Source organism: Demequina sediminicola, from assembly GCF_000975055.1.
Taxonomy (GTDB): domain Bacteria; phylum Actinomycetota; class Actinomycetes; order Actinomycetales; family Demequinaceae; genus Demequina; species Demequina sediminicola.
Map to the genome: position 1 here is coordinate 132,590 of NZ_BBRB01000001.1, position 15,265 is coordinate 147,854.

Annotated in this window: 13 protein-coding genes; 3 read left to right on the top strand and 10 right to left on the bottom strand. The window is 63.5% G+C overall.

Annotated elements, in window-relative coordinates:
- Positions 1-10: 10 nt before the first annotated feature.
- On the top strand, positions 11-1,345 hold the full coding sequence (locus AOP79_RS00635; protein ID WP_082093353.1) for an ion channel protein: 1,335 nt from the start codon (positions 11-13) through the stop codon (positions 1,343-1,345).
- A 54-nt stretch (positions 1,346-1,399) separates the two neighbouring features.
- Complete coding sequence (locus AOP79_RS00640) at positions 1,400-2,272, top strand: bile acid:sodium symporter family protein (RefSeq protein ID WP_062069384.1); 873 nt, start codon at positions 1,400-1,402, stop codon at positions 2,270-2,272.
- Positions 2,273-2,466: 194 nt separating this feature from the next.
- Here AOP79_RS00640 and adhE read toward each other — a convergent pair whose 3' ends face one another.
- The 3 genes from adhE to pflB form a co-directional block, all read right to left on the bottom strand.
- Positions 2,467-5,193, bottom strand: a complete 2,727-nt coding sequence (adhE, locus tag AOP79_RS00645; protein WP_169746063.1) for a bifunctional acetaldehyde-CoA/alcohol dehydrogenase — start codon at positions 5,191-5,193, stop codon at positions 2,467-2,469.
- A 414-nt stretch (positions 5,194-5,607) separates the two neighbouring features.
- Positions 5,608-6,447, bottom strand: coding sequence for a pyruvate formate-lyase-activating protein (gene pflA, locus AOP79_RS00650; RefSeq protein ID WP_082093244.1), 840 nt, complete (start codon positions 6,445-6,447; stop codon positions 5,608-5,610).
- A gap of 114 nt (positions 6,448-6,561) precedes the next feature.
- A complete protein-coding gene (gene pflB, locus AOP79_RS00655; protein ID WP_062069387.1) occupies positions 6,562-8,832 on the bottom strand; it encodes a formate C-acetyltransferase in 2,271 nt (756 codons plus the stop codon).
- 231 nt (positions 8,833-9,063) lie between these two features.
- On the opposite strand from pflB, the gene AOP79_RS00660 reads away from it, so the two are divergent.
- Entirely contained in the window at positions 9,064-11,577 is a 2,514-nt protein-coding gene (locus tag AOP79_RS00660; protein ID WP_062070966.1) for a glycoside hydrolase family 2 protein, read from the top strand.
- Here the strand turns inward: AOP79_RS00660 and AOP79_RS00665 are convergent.
- Genes AOP79_RS00665 through AOP79_RS00695 form a run of 7 tightly spaced genes read right to left on the bottom strand, consistent with a single transcriptional unit; the run spans position 11,574 to position 15,196 of the window.
- Positions 11,574-12,050, bottom strand: coding sequence for a pilus assembly protein TadG-related protein (locus AOP79_RS00665; protein ID WP_062069390.1), 477 nt, complete (start codon positions 12,048-12,050; stop codon positions 11,574-11,576). The two genes, AOP79_RS00660 and AOP79_RS00665, sit on opposite strands and share 4 nt — an antisense overlap.
- A complete protein-coding gene (locus AOP79_RS00670) occupies positions 12,047-12,532 on the bottom strand; it encodes a hypothetical protein (protein WP_062069395.1) in 486 nt (161 codons plus the stop codon). Before AOP79_RS00670 ends, AOP79_RS00665 begins: the two co-directional genes overlap by 4 nt.
- On the bottom strand, positions 12,525-12,872 hold the full coding sequence (locus tag AOP79_RS00675) for a TadE/TadG family type IV pilus assembly protein (protein WP_152647942.1): 348 nt from the start codon (positions 12,870-12,872) through the stop codon (positions 12,525-12,527). The genes AOP79_RS00670 and AOP79_RS00675 overlap by 8 nt, the downstream gene beginning before the upstream one ends.
- A gap of 28 nt (positions 12,873-12,900) precedes the next feature.
- Positions 12,901-13,104 carry a hypothetical protein gene (locus tag AOP79_RS00680; protein WP_062069401.1) on the bottom strand — a complete coding sequence of 68 codons (204 nt, stop codon included), beginning with the start codon at positions 13,102-13,104 and terminating at the stop codon, positions 12,901-12,903.
- A gap of 21 nt (positions 13,105-13,125) precedes the next feature.
- Positions 13,126-14,046 carry a type II secretion system F family protein gene (locus AOP79_RS00685; protein ID WP_062069404.1) on the bottom strand — a complete coding sequence of 307 codons (921 nt, stop codon included), beginning with the start codon at positions 14,044-14,046 and terminating at the stop codon, positions 13,126-13,128.
- Complete coding sequence (locus AOP79_RS00690; RefSeq protein ID WP_062069407.1) at positions 14,043-14,903, bottom strand: type II secretion system F family protein; 861 nt, start codon at positions 14,901-14,903, stop codon at positions 14,043-14,045. The genes AOP79_RS00685 and AOP79_RS00690 overlap by 4 nt, the downstream gene beginning before the upstream one ends.
- Positions 14,900-15,196 carry a hypothetical protein gene (locus AOP79_RS00695; protein ID WP_062069410.1) on the bottom strand — a complete coding sequence of 99 codons (297 nt, stop codon included), beginning with the start codon at positions 15,194-15,196 and terminating at the stop codon, positions 14,900-14,902. Before AOP79_RS00695 ends, AOP79_RS00690 begins: the two co-directional genes overlap by 4 nt.
- Positions 15,197-15,265 lie beyond the last annotated feature (69 nt).

Here is a 15,265-nt window from a genome sequence, read left to right on the forward strand (position 1 = left end):
GCTCGCGTCCATGAGCACTGAAACCCCAGTTCAGGCACCTCTAGCGTCCGCACGCGTACGAACCCTCCTGCGGGCGACAGTGCCGGCACTCATCATCGGCGCCATGTGCGGCGCACTGCTGTGGGCCATCGACGAGGCCGCGCACGGCGTCACCGTGTTCATGTGGGAACTCGTGCCCGAATGGACCGGCGTCGATCCGGAAGCACGCTGGTGGCCCATCGTGGTACTCGGACTCGCGGGCCTCGCCGTCGGCATCATCATCCGCTACATCCCCGGACACGGAGGATACGACTCCGCCACCACCGAACTCGTCGCACCCCCGCTACCCCTCAAAGTACTCCCCGGAATCGCGCTCGCACTCATCGTCAGCCTCGGAGCGGGCGTCAGCCTCGGCCCAGAAAGCCCCATCATCTCCATCGCCGTAGGGCTCTCCATGTGGGGCATGACGCGCATCATGCCGCAGATCAGCCACGGCCCCGTATTGCTCATGGCAGGCGCCGGAATGATCGGAGCAATGTTTGGCTCCCCCGTGGCCGCCGCACTGCTCCTGACAGAACTCGTGGCCGGCGTAAAACTGGGCGGCCTGCTCTGGGACCGACTCTTTGCACCCGTAGCCGCCGCAGCATCGGGCGCCCTCGTGGCCAACCTCCTGGGCGTCGCATTCCGCCCGCAAGAAATCGGAGACTACGCCGGACCGCACTGGACAGACCTCACCATCGGCATCCCCATCGCACTCGCCGCCGCCGCAGGTTCACTCCTCGGCGCATGGCTCATGCCGCGCGTCTGGCACCTCCTCCGCAGGTTCCCCAACCCCATCGTGTTCACCACCATCGGCGGAATTGTTCTAGGACTCCTCGGCGCCATCGGCGGACCGCTCACTCTCTTCAAGGGCGCCGAACAAACCGGCGAACTCATCTCCCGCGCCGGAGAGTTCTCCTTCTGGGCACTCCTAGGCATGGCGCTCATCAAAGTGCTGGCCCTCACCGTTTCCGCGGCGTCAGGATTCCGAGGAGGCCGCATCTTCCCCGCCGTGTTCATCGGCGCCGCATTTGGACTTGCCGGACATTCACTGGTCCCCGACTCGTCTCTCGCACTCGCCATCGCTGCAGGCTCCTTGGGATCGATCCTCGCCATTGGCCGAGATGGCTGGCTCGCCCTCTTCATGGGCGTCGCACTCATCGGCGACATCGCGATACTCCCGGTGCTATGCATCATCATCCTGCCGGTCTGGCTCCTCGTGACATCAGCCCCGGCCATGCTCGTCCACAACGGCACCGTGCCGCCCAATGCAGGACACCAACCACCCCCAGAGCCTGAGATCACACCAAGCCAAGCCACTGCGTAGACTCGCGAGAAACGCACAACCTAGTCGTGCACCACAGTCCACAAGGAGTGACACATGAGTGACGTCCTGACCGCCATTGCCCAAGTGTCGATCCTCGTTTTTGTGGTCTCGTCGATGATCGCGCTCGGGTTGTCCCTCACCGTGCAGCAGATTCTCACACCCCTCAAGAACGCTCGCCTCGTCATCACAGGGCTCGTGCTCAGCTTCATCGTGGCACCAGCAGCGTCCTGGGGCATTGCACAACTGTTCGGGTTGGGCGACGACCAAACGCTAGGCCTCCTGCTACTCGGTGTCGCCGCAGGAGCCCCATTCCTGCCAAAGCTGGCGCACATGGCCAAGGGTGACGTGCCCTACTCGGTGGGCCTGATGGTTTTGCTGATGGTCGTCACCGTCATCTACATTCCGCTTGTGCTCCCACTGCTCGTGGACGGCGTGGAAGTCAGCGCATGGGACATCGCCAAACCACTCGTGCTGCTCATGCTGCTGCCGCTGATCCTCGCCCTGATCGTGCGCGGTCGATACCCCGAATCCGCGAATCTCGCACCCCGCATGAATCAGATCTCATCCACCGGCCTCGCGATCGGCCTCGGCGCAGGCATCCTCGTCGCCTTGCCCTCCATCTGGGACCAAATCGGCACAGGTTTGCTGCTCGCCACCATCGTCTTTGTGGTGCTGCTGCTCATCATCGGCTACTTCACAGGTGGCTCCACACGCGAACACAAAGTCGTCACATCACTGGGCACTACCCAACGCAACCTCTCCGCCGCATTGCTGATCGCAGGAACCAGCTTCATCGACACGCCAACGGTGCTCGTGGCCGTCATGGTCGCATCGCTGCTTCTCACCGCCGCACTCCTGCTCACCGCAGGAGAAATGGGCAAACGCGCAAAGCCCAGCGCCGATGCCGCGACGTCAGACGCCAACTAAACCTCCAGCATCGGCCGGGCTGCTCCGGCCGACCACCCGCGTACGACCATCCGCGTCCGGCTTCCGCAGCATCGGCCAGGCAACCTTGAGCGGGCACCCCTGAGCGGGCACCCCTGACCCGTCAGACACGCCACAGGGCCCCGGCTCTCGGAATCACTCCGAGAACCGGGGCCCTGTGATGTCTAGCGAGCCGCTTACTTCTTAGCGGCGCGAGCCTTCTTGGCTGCAGGCTTAGCGGCCTTTGCCTCAGCAACGGCGGCCTCAGCCTCACGTGCGGCGACGTCCTCGTAACGGATGCCGTAATACGCGGCCTGCATCATGATCTTCATGTCAGCCAGCATCGGCAGACGTGGGTTCGCAGGTGCGCACTGGTCCTCGTACGAGTTCAATGCCAACGTGTCGAGCTGACCAATGAAGTCTTCCTCGGCAATGCCGACTTCCTGGAAGGACTTCTCGATGCCGACCTTGTCGCGCAAGGTTTCCACGGCCGATGCGTAAGCCTCGACGGCCTCCTCCGGCGTGGAGTGAGCCAGACCCAGAGTCTTCGCGATCTCCTGGAACCGTTCAGGAGCCACGTAGGTCTCCTGCTTGGGCCACGAGGTCGGCTTGGTCGGAACCTTGCCGTTGTAGCGGATGACGTGCGGCAAGTAGATGGCGTTGGTGCGGCCGTGAGCGACGTGGAACGTCGAACCGGTCACGTGGCTCATCGCGTGGACGAGTCCCAAGAACGCGTTACCGAACGCCATACCGGCGATCGTCGCAGCGTTGTGCATCTTCTCGCGAGCCTTCTCAGCATCGGGTCCACCCGAGACAGAAGTCTCGATGTTGTCGAACACCATGCGGATTGCCTGCAACGCCATGCCATCAGTGAAGTCGTTGGCGTAGACCGAGACGAAGGCCTCAGTAGCGTGCGTCAGAGCGTCGAAGCCGGAGTCCGCAGCCACACGAGCAGGAAGCTGTGCAGTCAGGACCGGGTCCACGATGGCCACAGACGGCGTCAGGGCGTAGTCCGCAAGCGGGTACTTGCGACCAGTCTCGGTGTCCGTGATGACCGCGAACGGAGTCACCTCTGCACCAGTACCGGAGGTGGTCGGGATGCAGACCAGCTGTGCCAGGTCGCCGAGCTTGGGGAACGTGAAGGCACGCTTGCGGATGTCGAAGAACTTTTCCTTCAGGTCGCTGAAGACCACCTCAGGGTGTTCGTACATCAGCCACATGACCTTCGCGGCGTCCATAGGCGATCCACCACCGATAGCGATGATCGTGTCCGGCTTGAAGTCACGCAGCACCTGCGCGCCAGCAGTCACAGTCTTGACCGAAGGCTCGGGCTCCACGTTGTCGAGGATCTGAACGGAAATCTTGTCCGTACGGCGGTTCAGCACGTCCAGGATCTTGTCCACAATGCCGATGCGGGTCATGGTCGAGTCAGTAACGATCGTCACGCGCTCCACATCAGGCATGTCGCGCAAGTACTGGATCGAGTTGGGCTCGAAGTACGTCTTGGCGGGAACCTTGAACCACTGCATGTTGTTGTTCCTCCGGCCGATGCGCTTCACGTTGATGAGATTCACTGCGGTCACGTTGTTCGACACCGAGTTGTGACCGTAAGAGCCACAGCCAAGGGTCAGTGACGGGAGGAAGGCGTTGTAGATGTCACCGATTCCACCCTGAGACGAAGGCGAGTTGCAGATGATGCGAACGGCCTTCATGCGAGTGCCGAACTCTTCAATCAGTTCCTGATCAGTAGCGTGGATCGCAGCCGAGTGACCAAGTCCGTTGAACTCCACCATGCGCTCGGCATAGTCCAGGCCCTGCTCAGTGGTTTCCGACTTGAGCACTGCAAGCACTGGGCACAGCTTCTCGCGGGTCAGCGGCTCCGACTCACCCACAGTCGAGACCTCAGCCAGGATGATCGAGGTTTCTGCAGGAACAGAGAAGCCAGCCTGCTCAGCAATCCACTGAGGAGACTTACCCACCACCGCGGCGTTGAGCTTGGCGCCGCCGCAGTTCTCGCTGTTCGCAGCCACTCCAAAGATGAACTCTTCAAGCTGGGTCTTCTCAGCAGCGGTCACGCGGTAAGCGTGGAGGCGGGTGAACTCGCTGAACGTCTGGTCGTAAATCGCCGAGTCAATAATCACAGCCTGCTCAGAAGCACACACCATGCCGTTGTCGAATGCCTTCGAGATGACAATGTCGTTGACAGCGCGCTTCACGTTGGCAGAAGTGTGGATGTAGGCAGGAACGTTACCGGCGCCGACACCCAATGCCGGCTTGCCGCACGAGTAAGCAGCCTTGACCATCGCGTTACCGCCGGTGGCCAGGATCAACGCGATCCCGTCGTGGTTCATCAGGGCGTTAGTCGCGTCGATTGAAGGGTGCTCGACCCACTGGATGCAGTTCTCAGGAGCGCCAGCCTCAATGGCAGCATCGCGCACAATGCGGGCTGCAGCAACAGACGATTCCTGGGCGCTCGGGTGGAACGCGAAGATGATGGGGTTGCGAGTCTTCAGCGCGATGAGCGACTTGAAGATGGCAGTCGACGTGGGGTTGGTGACGGGGGTCACACCACAGATCACGCCAACAGGCTCAGCAATCTCAGTGATGCCCAGCAGCGGGTCCTCGTTGATGATGCCCACAGTCTTCATGGGGCCCATCGAGTGAGTGACGTGCTCGCACGCGAAGATGTTCTTCACGGCCTTGTCTTCGAAGACTCCACGACCGGTTTCTGCGACGGCCTGGAGGGCGAGGTCTCCGTGCTGGTTGAGCGCCGCAACGGACGCCTTCTTTACTAGCAGGTCAACATCGTCTTGGGTGAATGCGGTGTACGCGTCGAGCGCGCGCTGGCCATTAGCAACCAGGCGGTCAATTTCTGCAGCGATCGACGGCTGAGTCGCAGTGGGGTTGTCCACAGTAGCGGTCATGGTGTTTCTCCCTGTTCATCGTTCCCGAGCGGGAACTTGATACTTCAAATCTAGGGTCAGAAACAGGCGTTCTCTCGTGGCCAAGGTCCCACGGACGAAGGTCCCGGACTAGCCGTTTCACCCACCTCCGTGGGGCCCGCGCTCACCCCTCCCGGCCCGCGCTCACCGCTTCCGGGTCCGCGCTCACCCCACCTGGTCCCCGCTCACCCCACCTGGTCTGCGCTCACCGCTTCCGGGTCTGCTGAAATGGTGCAGAACATGCCATTCAGCGCCGAGAATGGCATGTTCTGCACCATTTCGCGGAGGGTGTGGTGGGGGCGGAGGGTGTGGTGGGAGTGACGGAGTGCGCGGCGGGGTGCAGTGAGCGTGGGTGCGTGGCGGGGTGCGTGTGAGGACGGAGGATGCAGGCGCAGCTCAGTACGTCAGCAGCCCGCGCGCCTCAAACTGCCCGCGCACGCGGTCAATGAGTTCCTTCGACGGCGGCTTGGTGTCTTCAAGCTCGTAGCGCTGGCCTAGTTCGGCCCACTTGTCGCGGCCCATCTGGTGGAACGGCAGCACCTCGACGCGCTCGATGGAACTCAACGATGCGGCGTATTCGGCAACCTTTTCAACGTTGTCCCAGTCGTCAGTGAGGTCTGGCACCAGCACAAAGCGCAGCCAGATGGGGATGTTGTGATCGGCGAGCCTGCGGCCAAACTCCAGCGTGGGGCGCAGAGGCCGGCCGGTGACTTTCTTGTAGGTCTCGGGGTCGCCGGACTTGACGTCGAGGAGCACCAGGTCGGTGTTGTCGAGGAGGTCTTCTGAGGCGCGCGCACCCAGAAAACCTGAGGTGTCGAGTGTGGTGTGGATGCCCTCGGCCTTGCACTCCGCGAAGATCCGCTCCACGAAGGCGGGCTGCAGGAGTGCTTCGCCGCCGGAGAGGGTGATGCCGCCGCCGGAAGCGTTCATGACTGGTGCGTAGCGTCGTACGCGCTTCATGAGGTCATCGACGTGGACGCGGGTTCCGCGCCGCATTTGCCAGGTGTCGGGGTTGTGGCAGTAGAGGCACTTCAGTGGGCAGCCTGCCAGGAAGTAGGTGAGTCGGGTGCCGGGGCCATCGACGGCGGTGACGAGTTCCCAGGAGTGCACTGAGCCGGTATCTCCGCCTTGGCGCTGGGCGCTGAAGCGGTCAACGTCGGCGGGGTCGATGAGGGGCAGTTCCTCGGCGGCCGATGCGGCGGCTGAGGAGGTCTTGGCGTCAACGGGGACTGACATGGCCTGCACTCCTTGGGTAGTGCTGCGGTGTTGCTGGGGACGGGGGTTGAGTACGGGGCTACTGCGGGGTTCAGTCCTCGGCGCCCCGCATGGGGGCGCCGAGGCTGATGAGAGTTACAGGCTTCCGTGGAAGGTGCGGGAGAGCACGTCGAGCTGCTGCTCGCGGGTCAGTCGCACGAAGTTCACGGCGTAGCCGGAGACTCGGACGGTGAGCTGCGGGTAGTTCTCGGGGTGGTCCATGGCGTCTTCGAGCGTCTCGCGGTTGAGCACGTTGACGTTCATGTGGAAGCCCTGGGAAACCGTGTAGGCGTCGAGGACACCGACCAGGTTCTTGATCTGCTCGGCCTTGTCGCGTCCCAGTCCTGAGGGGACGACGGAGGTGGTGAGCGAGATGCCGTCTTCTGCATCGGCGTAGGGCAGCTTCGCGACGGATAGGGCCGATGCGACGATGCCGTGGGTGTCGCGGCCGTTCATCGGGTTGGCTCCGGGCGAGAAGGGCTCACCAGCGCGGCGTCCATCGGGGGTGTTTCCGGTGGCCTTGCCGTAGACCACGTTGGACGTGATCGTCAGCACCGACTGGGTGTGCTTGGCTCCGCGGTAGGTGGGCTGGCGGCGTACCTTCTCCATGAAGCTGCGAACGAGTTCCACGGCGATGTCGTCGGCGCGGTCGTCGTCGTTGCCGTAGGTGGGGAACTCTCCGGTGACTTCGTAGTCGATGGCGAGTCCGGTCTCGTCGCGGATGGGGCGAACCTCCGCGTACTTGATGGCGGACAGCGAGTCTGCGACGACGGACAGGCCGGCGATGCCGCATGCCATGGTCCGCAGGATTTCCTTGTCGTGGAGTGCCATTTCGATGCGCTCGTAGGCGTACTTGTCGTGCATGAAGTGAATGCAGTTGAGTGCGTCTACGTAGGTTTCGGACAGCCAGTCCAGCAGCTTGTCGAGTGCCGCCACGGTCTCGTCGAAGTCGAGGACCTCGGCGGTTAGCGGTGCAGCTGCGGGTGAGACCTGCTTGCCGGAGACCTCGTCACGGCCACCGTTGATGGCGTAGAGGAGGGCCTTGGCGAGGTTCACGCGAGCTCCGAAGAACTGCATCTGCTTGCCTACTTCCATGGCGGAGACGCAGCATGCGATAGCGCCGTCGTCTCCACACTGGGAGCGGATCAGGTCGTCGGACTCGTACTGGATTGCGGAGGTGTCGATCGAGACCTGTGCGCAGTATTCCTTGAACCCGGTGGGCAGCTGGTCGGACCAGAACACGGTGAGGTTCGGCTCGGGGGCTGGGCCCAAGTTGTAGAGGGTCTGGAGGAATCGGAACGATGTCTTGGTCACGAGCGGACGGCCGTCGTCTCCCATACCGCCGATGGACTCGGTGACCCAGGTGGGGTCGCCGGAGAACAGGGAGTCGTACTCGGGGGTGCGCAGGAAGCGGACGATGCGAAGCTTGATGACGAAGTCGTCAATCACCTCTTGTGCGGCGGCCTCGTCAAGGGTGCCTTCGGCAAGGTCGCGCTGAGCGAATATGTCGAGGAAGGTCGAGGTGCGTCCCAGCGACATTGCGGCGCCGTTTTGCTCCTTGACTGCTGCAAGGTAGCCAAAGTAGAGCCACTGGACTGCTTCGCGGAAGTTGCTTGCGGGGCCGGAGATGTCGTAGCCGTAGCTGGCGGCCATCTGCTTGAGTTCGTTGAGCGCCTTGATCTGCTCGCTGTTCTCTTCACGGTCGCGGATCACGTCTTCGACGGAGCGCTCCATGTCGAGGAGTGCGCGCTCGCGCTTCTTGCCTTCGATGAGTGCGTCGACGCCGTAGAGAGCGACGCGACGGTAGTCACCGATGATGCGGCCACGGCCGTAGGCGTCGGGAAGTCCGGTAATGATGTGCGAGCTGCGGCCTGCACGGACATTCGGGGGGTACACGTCGAAGACGCCATCGTTGTGGGTCTTGCGGTACTTGGTGAAGATGGTCTCGAGTTCTGGGTCGACGTCGTAGCCGTAGGTTTCGAGCGACTTGGCGACCATGCGCCAGCCACCGAAGGGCATGATGGCGCGCTTCAGGGGTGCGTCGGTTTGGAGGCCGACGATGACGTCTTCGCCTTCACGGATGTAGCCGGGGGCGTGCGCGGTGATGGTGGCCGGAGTGGTCGCGTCGACGTCATAGACGCCCTTTTCGCGCTCTTCCGGGAACATCCCAGCGATGGTGTCCCAGGCGCGGGTGGTGCGCTCGGTGGGGCCTTCAAGGAAGCTGCTGTCGCCTTCGTAGGGCTGGTAGTTCTGCTGAATGAAGTCGCGGACATCGATGCCGTCGGCCCATGGGCCACGCTCGAAGCCTCTCCACTCGTCCGCGTGCGCGAGGTTGTCGGCCGTGGGACGGGGATCAGTGGCGGTCATGTTGTTCTCCCTTATGCCTTGTAGTGCGATGCCGGAGTCTTGCGGTGGTTCCGCTCGCGCTCTTGCGATCTTCTTTGACAGTAGACCCGGAAAACCGCCGCGGAATGGGACCTTCGGCCCCACACGGTGAGCAGCAGTTGCACAGGACGGCGTGTTGGAGTCCCTGGCACCGGTACGGTGGGACGCATGTCAGCAAAGGCGCTTTCATCCGATCTTCCGCACGCCACAGCGATGCACAGGAACAGCCTGTGCGAGGGGTGGACTCTTACCCATCGTGGTGGCGATGCTCCGGCTTCCGTGGCTGGCGTGACTATCCCTGCTCAGGTGCCGGGAAGCACCCATGTGGACCTCATCAACGCAGACTTGATTCCGGATCCGTATCTGTCCACGAACGAGCACGACCTGGCGTGGATGCATCTGTGTCAGTGGCGCTACACCTGCATGGTTGATGTTGAGCCTGCGGCGCCTGGTGAGCGTGTCGACATGGTGTTTGACGGCCTCGACACGGTGGCGACTGTCAGCCTCAACGGCACAGAGGTAGCGCGGACCAAGAACATGCACCGCTCATACCGCTTTGATGTCCGCGAACTACTCAGCAGTGGCACCGACACCTTGACGGTCGATTTCGCATCGGCCCTCGAATATGCACGGAACCTCACGGAGACCCTTGGCCACCGCCCGACTCCATACCCCCATCCGTACCCCGCTGTCCGCAAGATGGCGTGCTCGTTTGGTTGGGACTGGGGCCCGGACTTGCAAACTGCCGGAATCTGGAAGGACGTGCGGATTGAGCGGTGGCGTACCGCCCGCATTGACTCGGTGCGCCCCGTCGTGACGGTTGATGGCGACACGGGACGGGTCGAGGCACACATCAGCGTGGAACGGGCGGCCGATGCCGACCTCACCGTCCGCGCCCACGTCGCCGGAGTCACGGTCGAGGCCGAGATTGTCGCTGGCGAATCCACTGCGACCGTGGTGATCGAAGCGCCAGGTGTGGAACGGTGGTGGCCGCGTGGCTACGGGCGCCCTCACCTGTATGACCTCGAGGTGAGCGTGCTCCACGGCGACACATTGCTTGACACGTACAGCCGACGCATCGGCTTCCGTACCGTCGAGGTCGACATGGCTCACGACGGCACTGGAGCGGGCTTCACGTTCATCGTGAACGATGTTCCCGTGTTCATCAAGGGTGCGAACTGGATTCCGGACGACCACCTCTTGACGCGCATCACTCGTGAACGACTTGAGCGGCGCATCGGCCAGGCCACTGGCGCCCATATGAACATGTTGCGCGTGTGGGGCGGCGGAATCTACGAGTCCGATGACTTCTACGACCTGTGTGACCAAGCCGGTGTGATGGTCTGGCAGGACTTCCTCTTTGCGTGTGCCGCCTACGCCGAAGGTGCGCCCATCCGCGGCGAGGTGGAAGCGGAGGCCCGCGAGGCCATCGTCCGTCTGATGCCCCATGCGTCGCTCGTACTGTGGAACGGCTCCAACGAGAACATTTGGGGCTGGCATGACTGGGGTTGGCAGGGCAACATCGGCGGTGACGGCACGTGGGGCATCGGCTACTACGAAGAGTTGCTCCCTGCACTGGTGGCGGACTTGGACCCCACACGCACCTACACGCCATCGTCGCCGTTTAGCCCGCATCAGCCGTATGACACAGTGCACCCCAACGACCCCACGTGGGGACCTATTCACGAGTGGCAGGTGTGGAACCAGTTGGACTACACCCACTACGGCTCCTATGTGCCGCGCTTCGCGTCGGAGTATGGCTTCCAGGGTCCGCCCACCTGGGCTACGTTGACCCGCAGTATCGATCCTGAGGATCTGCATCAGGAGTCCGACGCGTGGCTTGCGCACCAGAAAGCTCATGAGGGTAACGACAAACTCAACCGTGGACTACGCCCTCATTTACCTGCTGGCCGTGACTTTGAGGAATGGCACTGGGCGACCTCCCTGAATCAGGCCCGCGCGATTCGGTTTGCCATCGAGCACTATCGCTCATGGTGGCCACGAACCACCGGCTCGATTATGTGGCAACTCAACGACTGTTGGCCGGTGACGTCGTGGGCAGCGATCGACGGTGATGAGCGGCTCAAGCCGTTGTGGTTTGCACTCCGCGACGCTTATGCGCCGCGCCTACTGACCTTCCAACCGCGTGGGGCCGATGGTGGACTGGACACAGCAGGGCTCCCCCACCTGGTCTTGGTGAACGACACTGACGACGACTGGGAGGACACGGTCACCCTGACCCGCATGTCGCTGGACGGCACCGTCCACGCGGCTGCAACTGAGGACGTTCTGGTGCCCGCTCGCACCGCCGTGACACTCGAGGTCCCCGACGATGTGGGCGATATCGACAACCCCACCCGTCAGGTGTTGGTCGCTCAGGCACGCCACGCAGAGGATGGTGCGGCAGGCGGCTCGCGCGGATACGCCATCTGGACCGATGCTGAGGACAAGGACATCGCGTATGCGGGCAGCCCCTTCACAGCGACGGCACGGGTGACGGATGGTGGGTTCGATGTCAGCATCACGGCGCATGAGGTAGTCCGTGATGTGGCTATTTTGCCGGACAAGGTCGCAGCCGATGCGGTGGTGTCCGACGCACTGGTGACGATTCTTCCGGGGCAAACGGTGACTTTCACCATTGCGAACGCCGCCGATGTGAACCCCGAGGACTTCCTGGACCCACGGGTCTTGGTCAGCGCCAATTCGCTAGTCGCGGGAGACCGCTAGAACTCACGAGCACGGCTGGTCACGACCACGTCAATTCCGTCATGCCATGGGGCTAGAGCGTCGAGCCCGAACAGCAGCGGCACCTGGCGCGCCAATGTCACCGACACACCGCCGTCGCCGGTCGCCTCTGCGTCCACGACGACGACCTCTGCGACCCACGCCGAGTTGGAGTGGCCGGCCCGGTTCGCGACCCACGCGGTGGCGGCGGTCACGACGTGCGCATCAACCTGCGCCGCCGTGCTTCCGAAGTACGGAGACGCGCCTGCGGGGTTACCGCCATAGGCGCTGTTTCCACTGAGGGCGGCCAGGGACGCTTCATCGGCTAGCGCCATGAGCCGCACCCGCTGAATGTGCACGTCCGTGGCCGCCGCCACTGTGAGAAGTGCCAGTAGCACCACCACAATCCACCCGAGCGTGAAGACTGCGGCTCCCCCGGCATCGTCCCGTTCCCGGGTAGCCCAGATGCGCGTCACCGCTCCCCCACAGGTGAAACTCCGGTCGCGGAAACCTCGACTTCCAAGGGCACCACCGCCGCGAGCGCATCGGGCACGCCCGGAAGTCTGACTGTGGCCGCGGCGCTGGCAACGATGGCGGTTCCTGGGGCCAGGCACTCGCCTTCGCAGGACAAATCGACGCTGATGTGGTCAACGGAGAAGTTCTCGGCAGAGAGGGCCGCTGCAGCGTTGGCGCTTGTCTGAACGTGATTCATTGCTTCACTTGTCGCGGCTCCGGCCGTGGTCTGTTGGACGCCGCTGACAGCCGCAGTCCTCGCCGCCGTGCGGGCGGTGCTTTCCACCGCGAAGCTCGCGCTTTGAATGTGAGCAAACGCGACTATCAGGTAGATCAGCGGCACAAGGATCACCACCGTCACGCCCAAAAACTCGACGATGGCGCCACCGTCGTCGGACGTGATTCGGTCGCTTCTCGCATTCCTCCACCGAGTGAACCTATCCACCGGTGCCCTCGCTGAACGCTCGCGCTGTCACGCTCATGTCACCTGGACCCCAGAGGCCGACGATGGGGACGCTGGCGCTCAACGTCACCTCAACGGCAGGCTCGGATCCCACCGCGACTTCCCGGGCGGTCGCGCTCACTGGGATACCGCCGATCGTTGTCATTGCCGCGTCCTTGGCACGCTGCGCCCCCTCCGCCACGGTGCGATCGGCCTTCGCCGCGTGGACAGCGCCTTCGTGTGCACTGGAACGCAGGGTATTGCGTACATGGAGCGCGAGGATCAACTGCACGAGGGCGACGGCAATCAACATCACGAGCATCGACACCCCAAGAAACTCCACGACCGCGCTGCCGCGGTCGCTGTCCGTCCTACTGCGTGACGGAAGCAATGGCGTTGTCGAACAGCTCCGCGAGGGCAGGTTCTGCGATAGCCCAGATCACGGCCACGAGTCCGGCGCTCATGAGGGTAATCAGCACCCAACCCGGAACGTCACCCCGGTCCTGTTGGGCTTCGCTACGGCGGTACGCCAGGGCGGCACGAAGGCGTGCGGGGAATGCGGTGGGGTGATTCATAACATCCTTTCTGGGGGTGCACTAAGTGATGCGGAGGGCTGTAATACCTGGAAAGACGGCGAACACCACGGTGACGGGCAAGATGATGAATACGACTGGGATGAGCATTGCGAGTTCGCGCTTTCCGCCTTCTTCGATGAGCTCTTCCCTGCTGGCGGCGCGCGCATCATGGGCTTGGGCACGCAAAACGTGAGACAGCGGCGTACCTCGCTCGACGGCCGTAGCAATGCCGTCTGCGAAACGTGTCAAGGCGGGCACTTGGGCATCGTGGGCCATGGTCTGCAATGCCGCCGGCAGCCTTGCACCGGCATGACAGTCGGCAAGCGCGAGCCTCAATTCCTCACTCAGTGCACCGTCAGTGATGTGGGCAATGCGCTCCAACGCGGCAGCCGCGGATTCACCTGCGGTGACGGCGAGCGCCAGGAGCTCCGCCACGGCGGGGAGTTCTGAGCGGATACGCCGCTCACGCTGATTGACGGCGCGTGTCAGGAGTGCCTCGCGAACCCACACTCCCCCCGCCGTACTCACCACCACCAAAATGACGAGTGGCATCAAGGACGCTCCGCGAGCCATCGCCAGGCCCGCAGCCAGAGCCACACCCACCACGAGCCCAGCAATCCCGCACAACACTTGCTCCGCTCGAAACTGCTCCACCGTTCCGGGCCGTCCCGCTCGACGAAGCCGCGAGCGCACGTGTGCGGCTGGCGACCCGAATCGCACGAGCACTCGGGAGGCATCTCTCACCACGGGAGCGAGGAGCCGCTCCAGTGTGGGCCAGGGCGTGACTGTTACGGCACGGCGTTGGATTTCCTCTTCCACTCCGGCTCGCACGTAGGGGGCGATGCGGGCGGCCAGGGTGTCCCGGCGGGCACGGCTCCACAAGTAGATGAGCCAGATCCCGCTACCCAGCAGCGCGCCCCACAGAGCGTAGGCGGCGGTCATCTGAGCACCCGCTGTTCTGTTCTGAGGCGGCCGGCCTTCATCATGAGTCGGTATGCGGCGACCGTGGCAAAGCCGCCACTGACGAGCACCAGCGCACCGGCGGTGCTGTTGTAGGCGGCGGCGTTGTCGCCACGCGTCGACAACAGCGCCAAGAGAACCCATGGTGCCGCGACCGCGAGCCGGGCGGCGTTGACCGTCCAACTTTGGCGCGCTTCGAGCTCACCTCTGATACGGGCATCGTCCCGGAGGAACTCCGAGAGCGACCGGAGCACCTGTCCGACGTCGGTGCCGCCCACATCGCGAGTCAGCCGTAGCGCTTCAATGATCCTGTCTGCCACGGGGTCTGCGAGGCGCGACTTGAGCAAGTCGAGGCATTCCCCAAAGCGACCGGAGGCGCGATAGTCCGCGGCAAAGAGCAGAAAGGGCTCGCGAAGTTGCGCTGGACCTCTGTCGCCGACGTAAGCAATGGCTTCCGGCAGCGCTAGCCCTGCCCGGATTCCTGAGGTCAACGAGTCCACAACATCGGGCCACAACTGTCGCACCGCAACGGCGCGTTGGCGTGCCCGGACGGCCACGAGCGCCGAGGGTCCGCGAGCCGCCAACACTCCAAAGCACAAGGCGATCACCCACGATCCAGTGAGCGCCACTGCCACCACGGCAATCGCTCCCCCGATTCCGAGCGACGTCGCCACAAGTGCACCTGGAGACACTCCTCCGGCGCCTGCCTGCACCAGGCGGTCACGTGTACGGGCGTGCCAGCCATCCTTACGAGCAGAGCGCGACTCGGGCAGCGGCCACCAACTCCACCACACCAGGAATGCGCCAGTCCCGAGGAGCAGCCCCCATACCGTCGTCACGCTCGCGCTCCAGCGAGAGGTGCACGGTGTGGCGCAGCCACGAGGGTCACGCCGTCGCGGCGAAACTCGACGGTTGTGGTGATGACGCCGCCTTCGACTGTCCCGGGAACGGAGAGGATCTCCTTCACTATCCGGGTTCCATCGCCGTCACGGCCGAGGTGCACGACAAGGTCGATCGCCGATGCCACGGTCGGCACCACGAATCGGTCCGTGACGTTCTCGCCGGCCAGCAGCGGCAGTGTGCAGAGTTTGGTGACGGCATCCCGCGCCGAGTTGGCGTGCAATGTACACATGCCCGGTACGCCAGCAAACGCTAGTGGACCATACATAAAAGAGATGCCCGACTCACCGCGCTAACGGTG

Coding starts and splice junctions, on each gene's coding strand:
- AOP79_RS00635 (WP_082093353.1), top strand. CDS start 11: ATGAGCACTGAAACCCCAGTTCAGGCACCTCTAGCGTCCGCACGCGTA.
- AOP79_RS00685 (WP_062069404.1), bottom strand. CDS start 14,046: ATGACCGCCGCCTACGCTCTGTGGGGCGCGCTGCTGGGTAGCGGGATC.
- AOP79_RS00640 (WP_062069384.1), top strand. CDS start 1,400: ATGAGTGACGTCCTGACCGCCATTGCCCAAGTGTCGATCCTCGTTTTT.
- pflB (WP_062069387.1), bottom strand. CDS start 8,832: ATGACCGCCACTGATCCCCGTCCCACGGCCGACAACCTCGCGCACGCG.
- AOP79_RS00695 (WP_062069410.1), bottom strand. CDS start 15,196: ATGTGTACATTGCACGCCAACTCGGCGCGGGATGCCGTCACCAAACTC.
- AOP79_RS00680 (WP_062069401.1), bottom strand. CDS start 13,104: ATGAATCACCCCACCGCATTCCCCGCACGCCTTCGTGCCGCCCTGGCG.
- adhE (WP_169746063.1), bottom strand. CDS start 5,193: ATGACCGCTACTGTGGACAACCCCACTGCGACTCAGCCGTCGATCGCT.
- AOP79_RS00660 (WP_062070966.1), top strand. CDS start 9,064: ATGCACAGGAACAGCCTGTGCGAGGGGTGGACTCTTACCCATCGTGGT.
- pflA (WP_082093244.1), bottom strand. CDS start 6,447: ATGTCAGTCCCCGTTGACGCCAAGACCTCCTCAGCCGCCGCATCGGCC.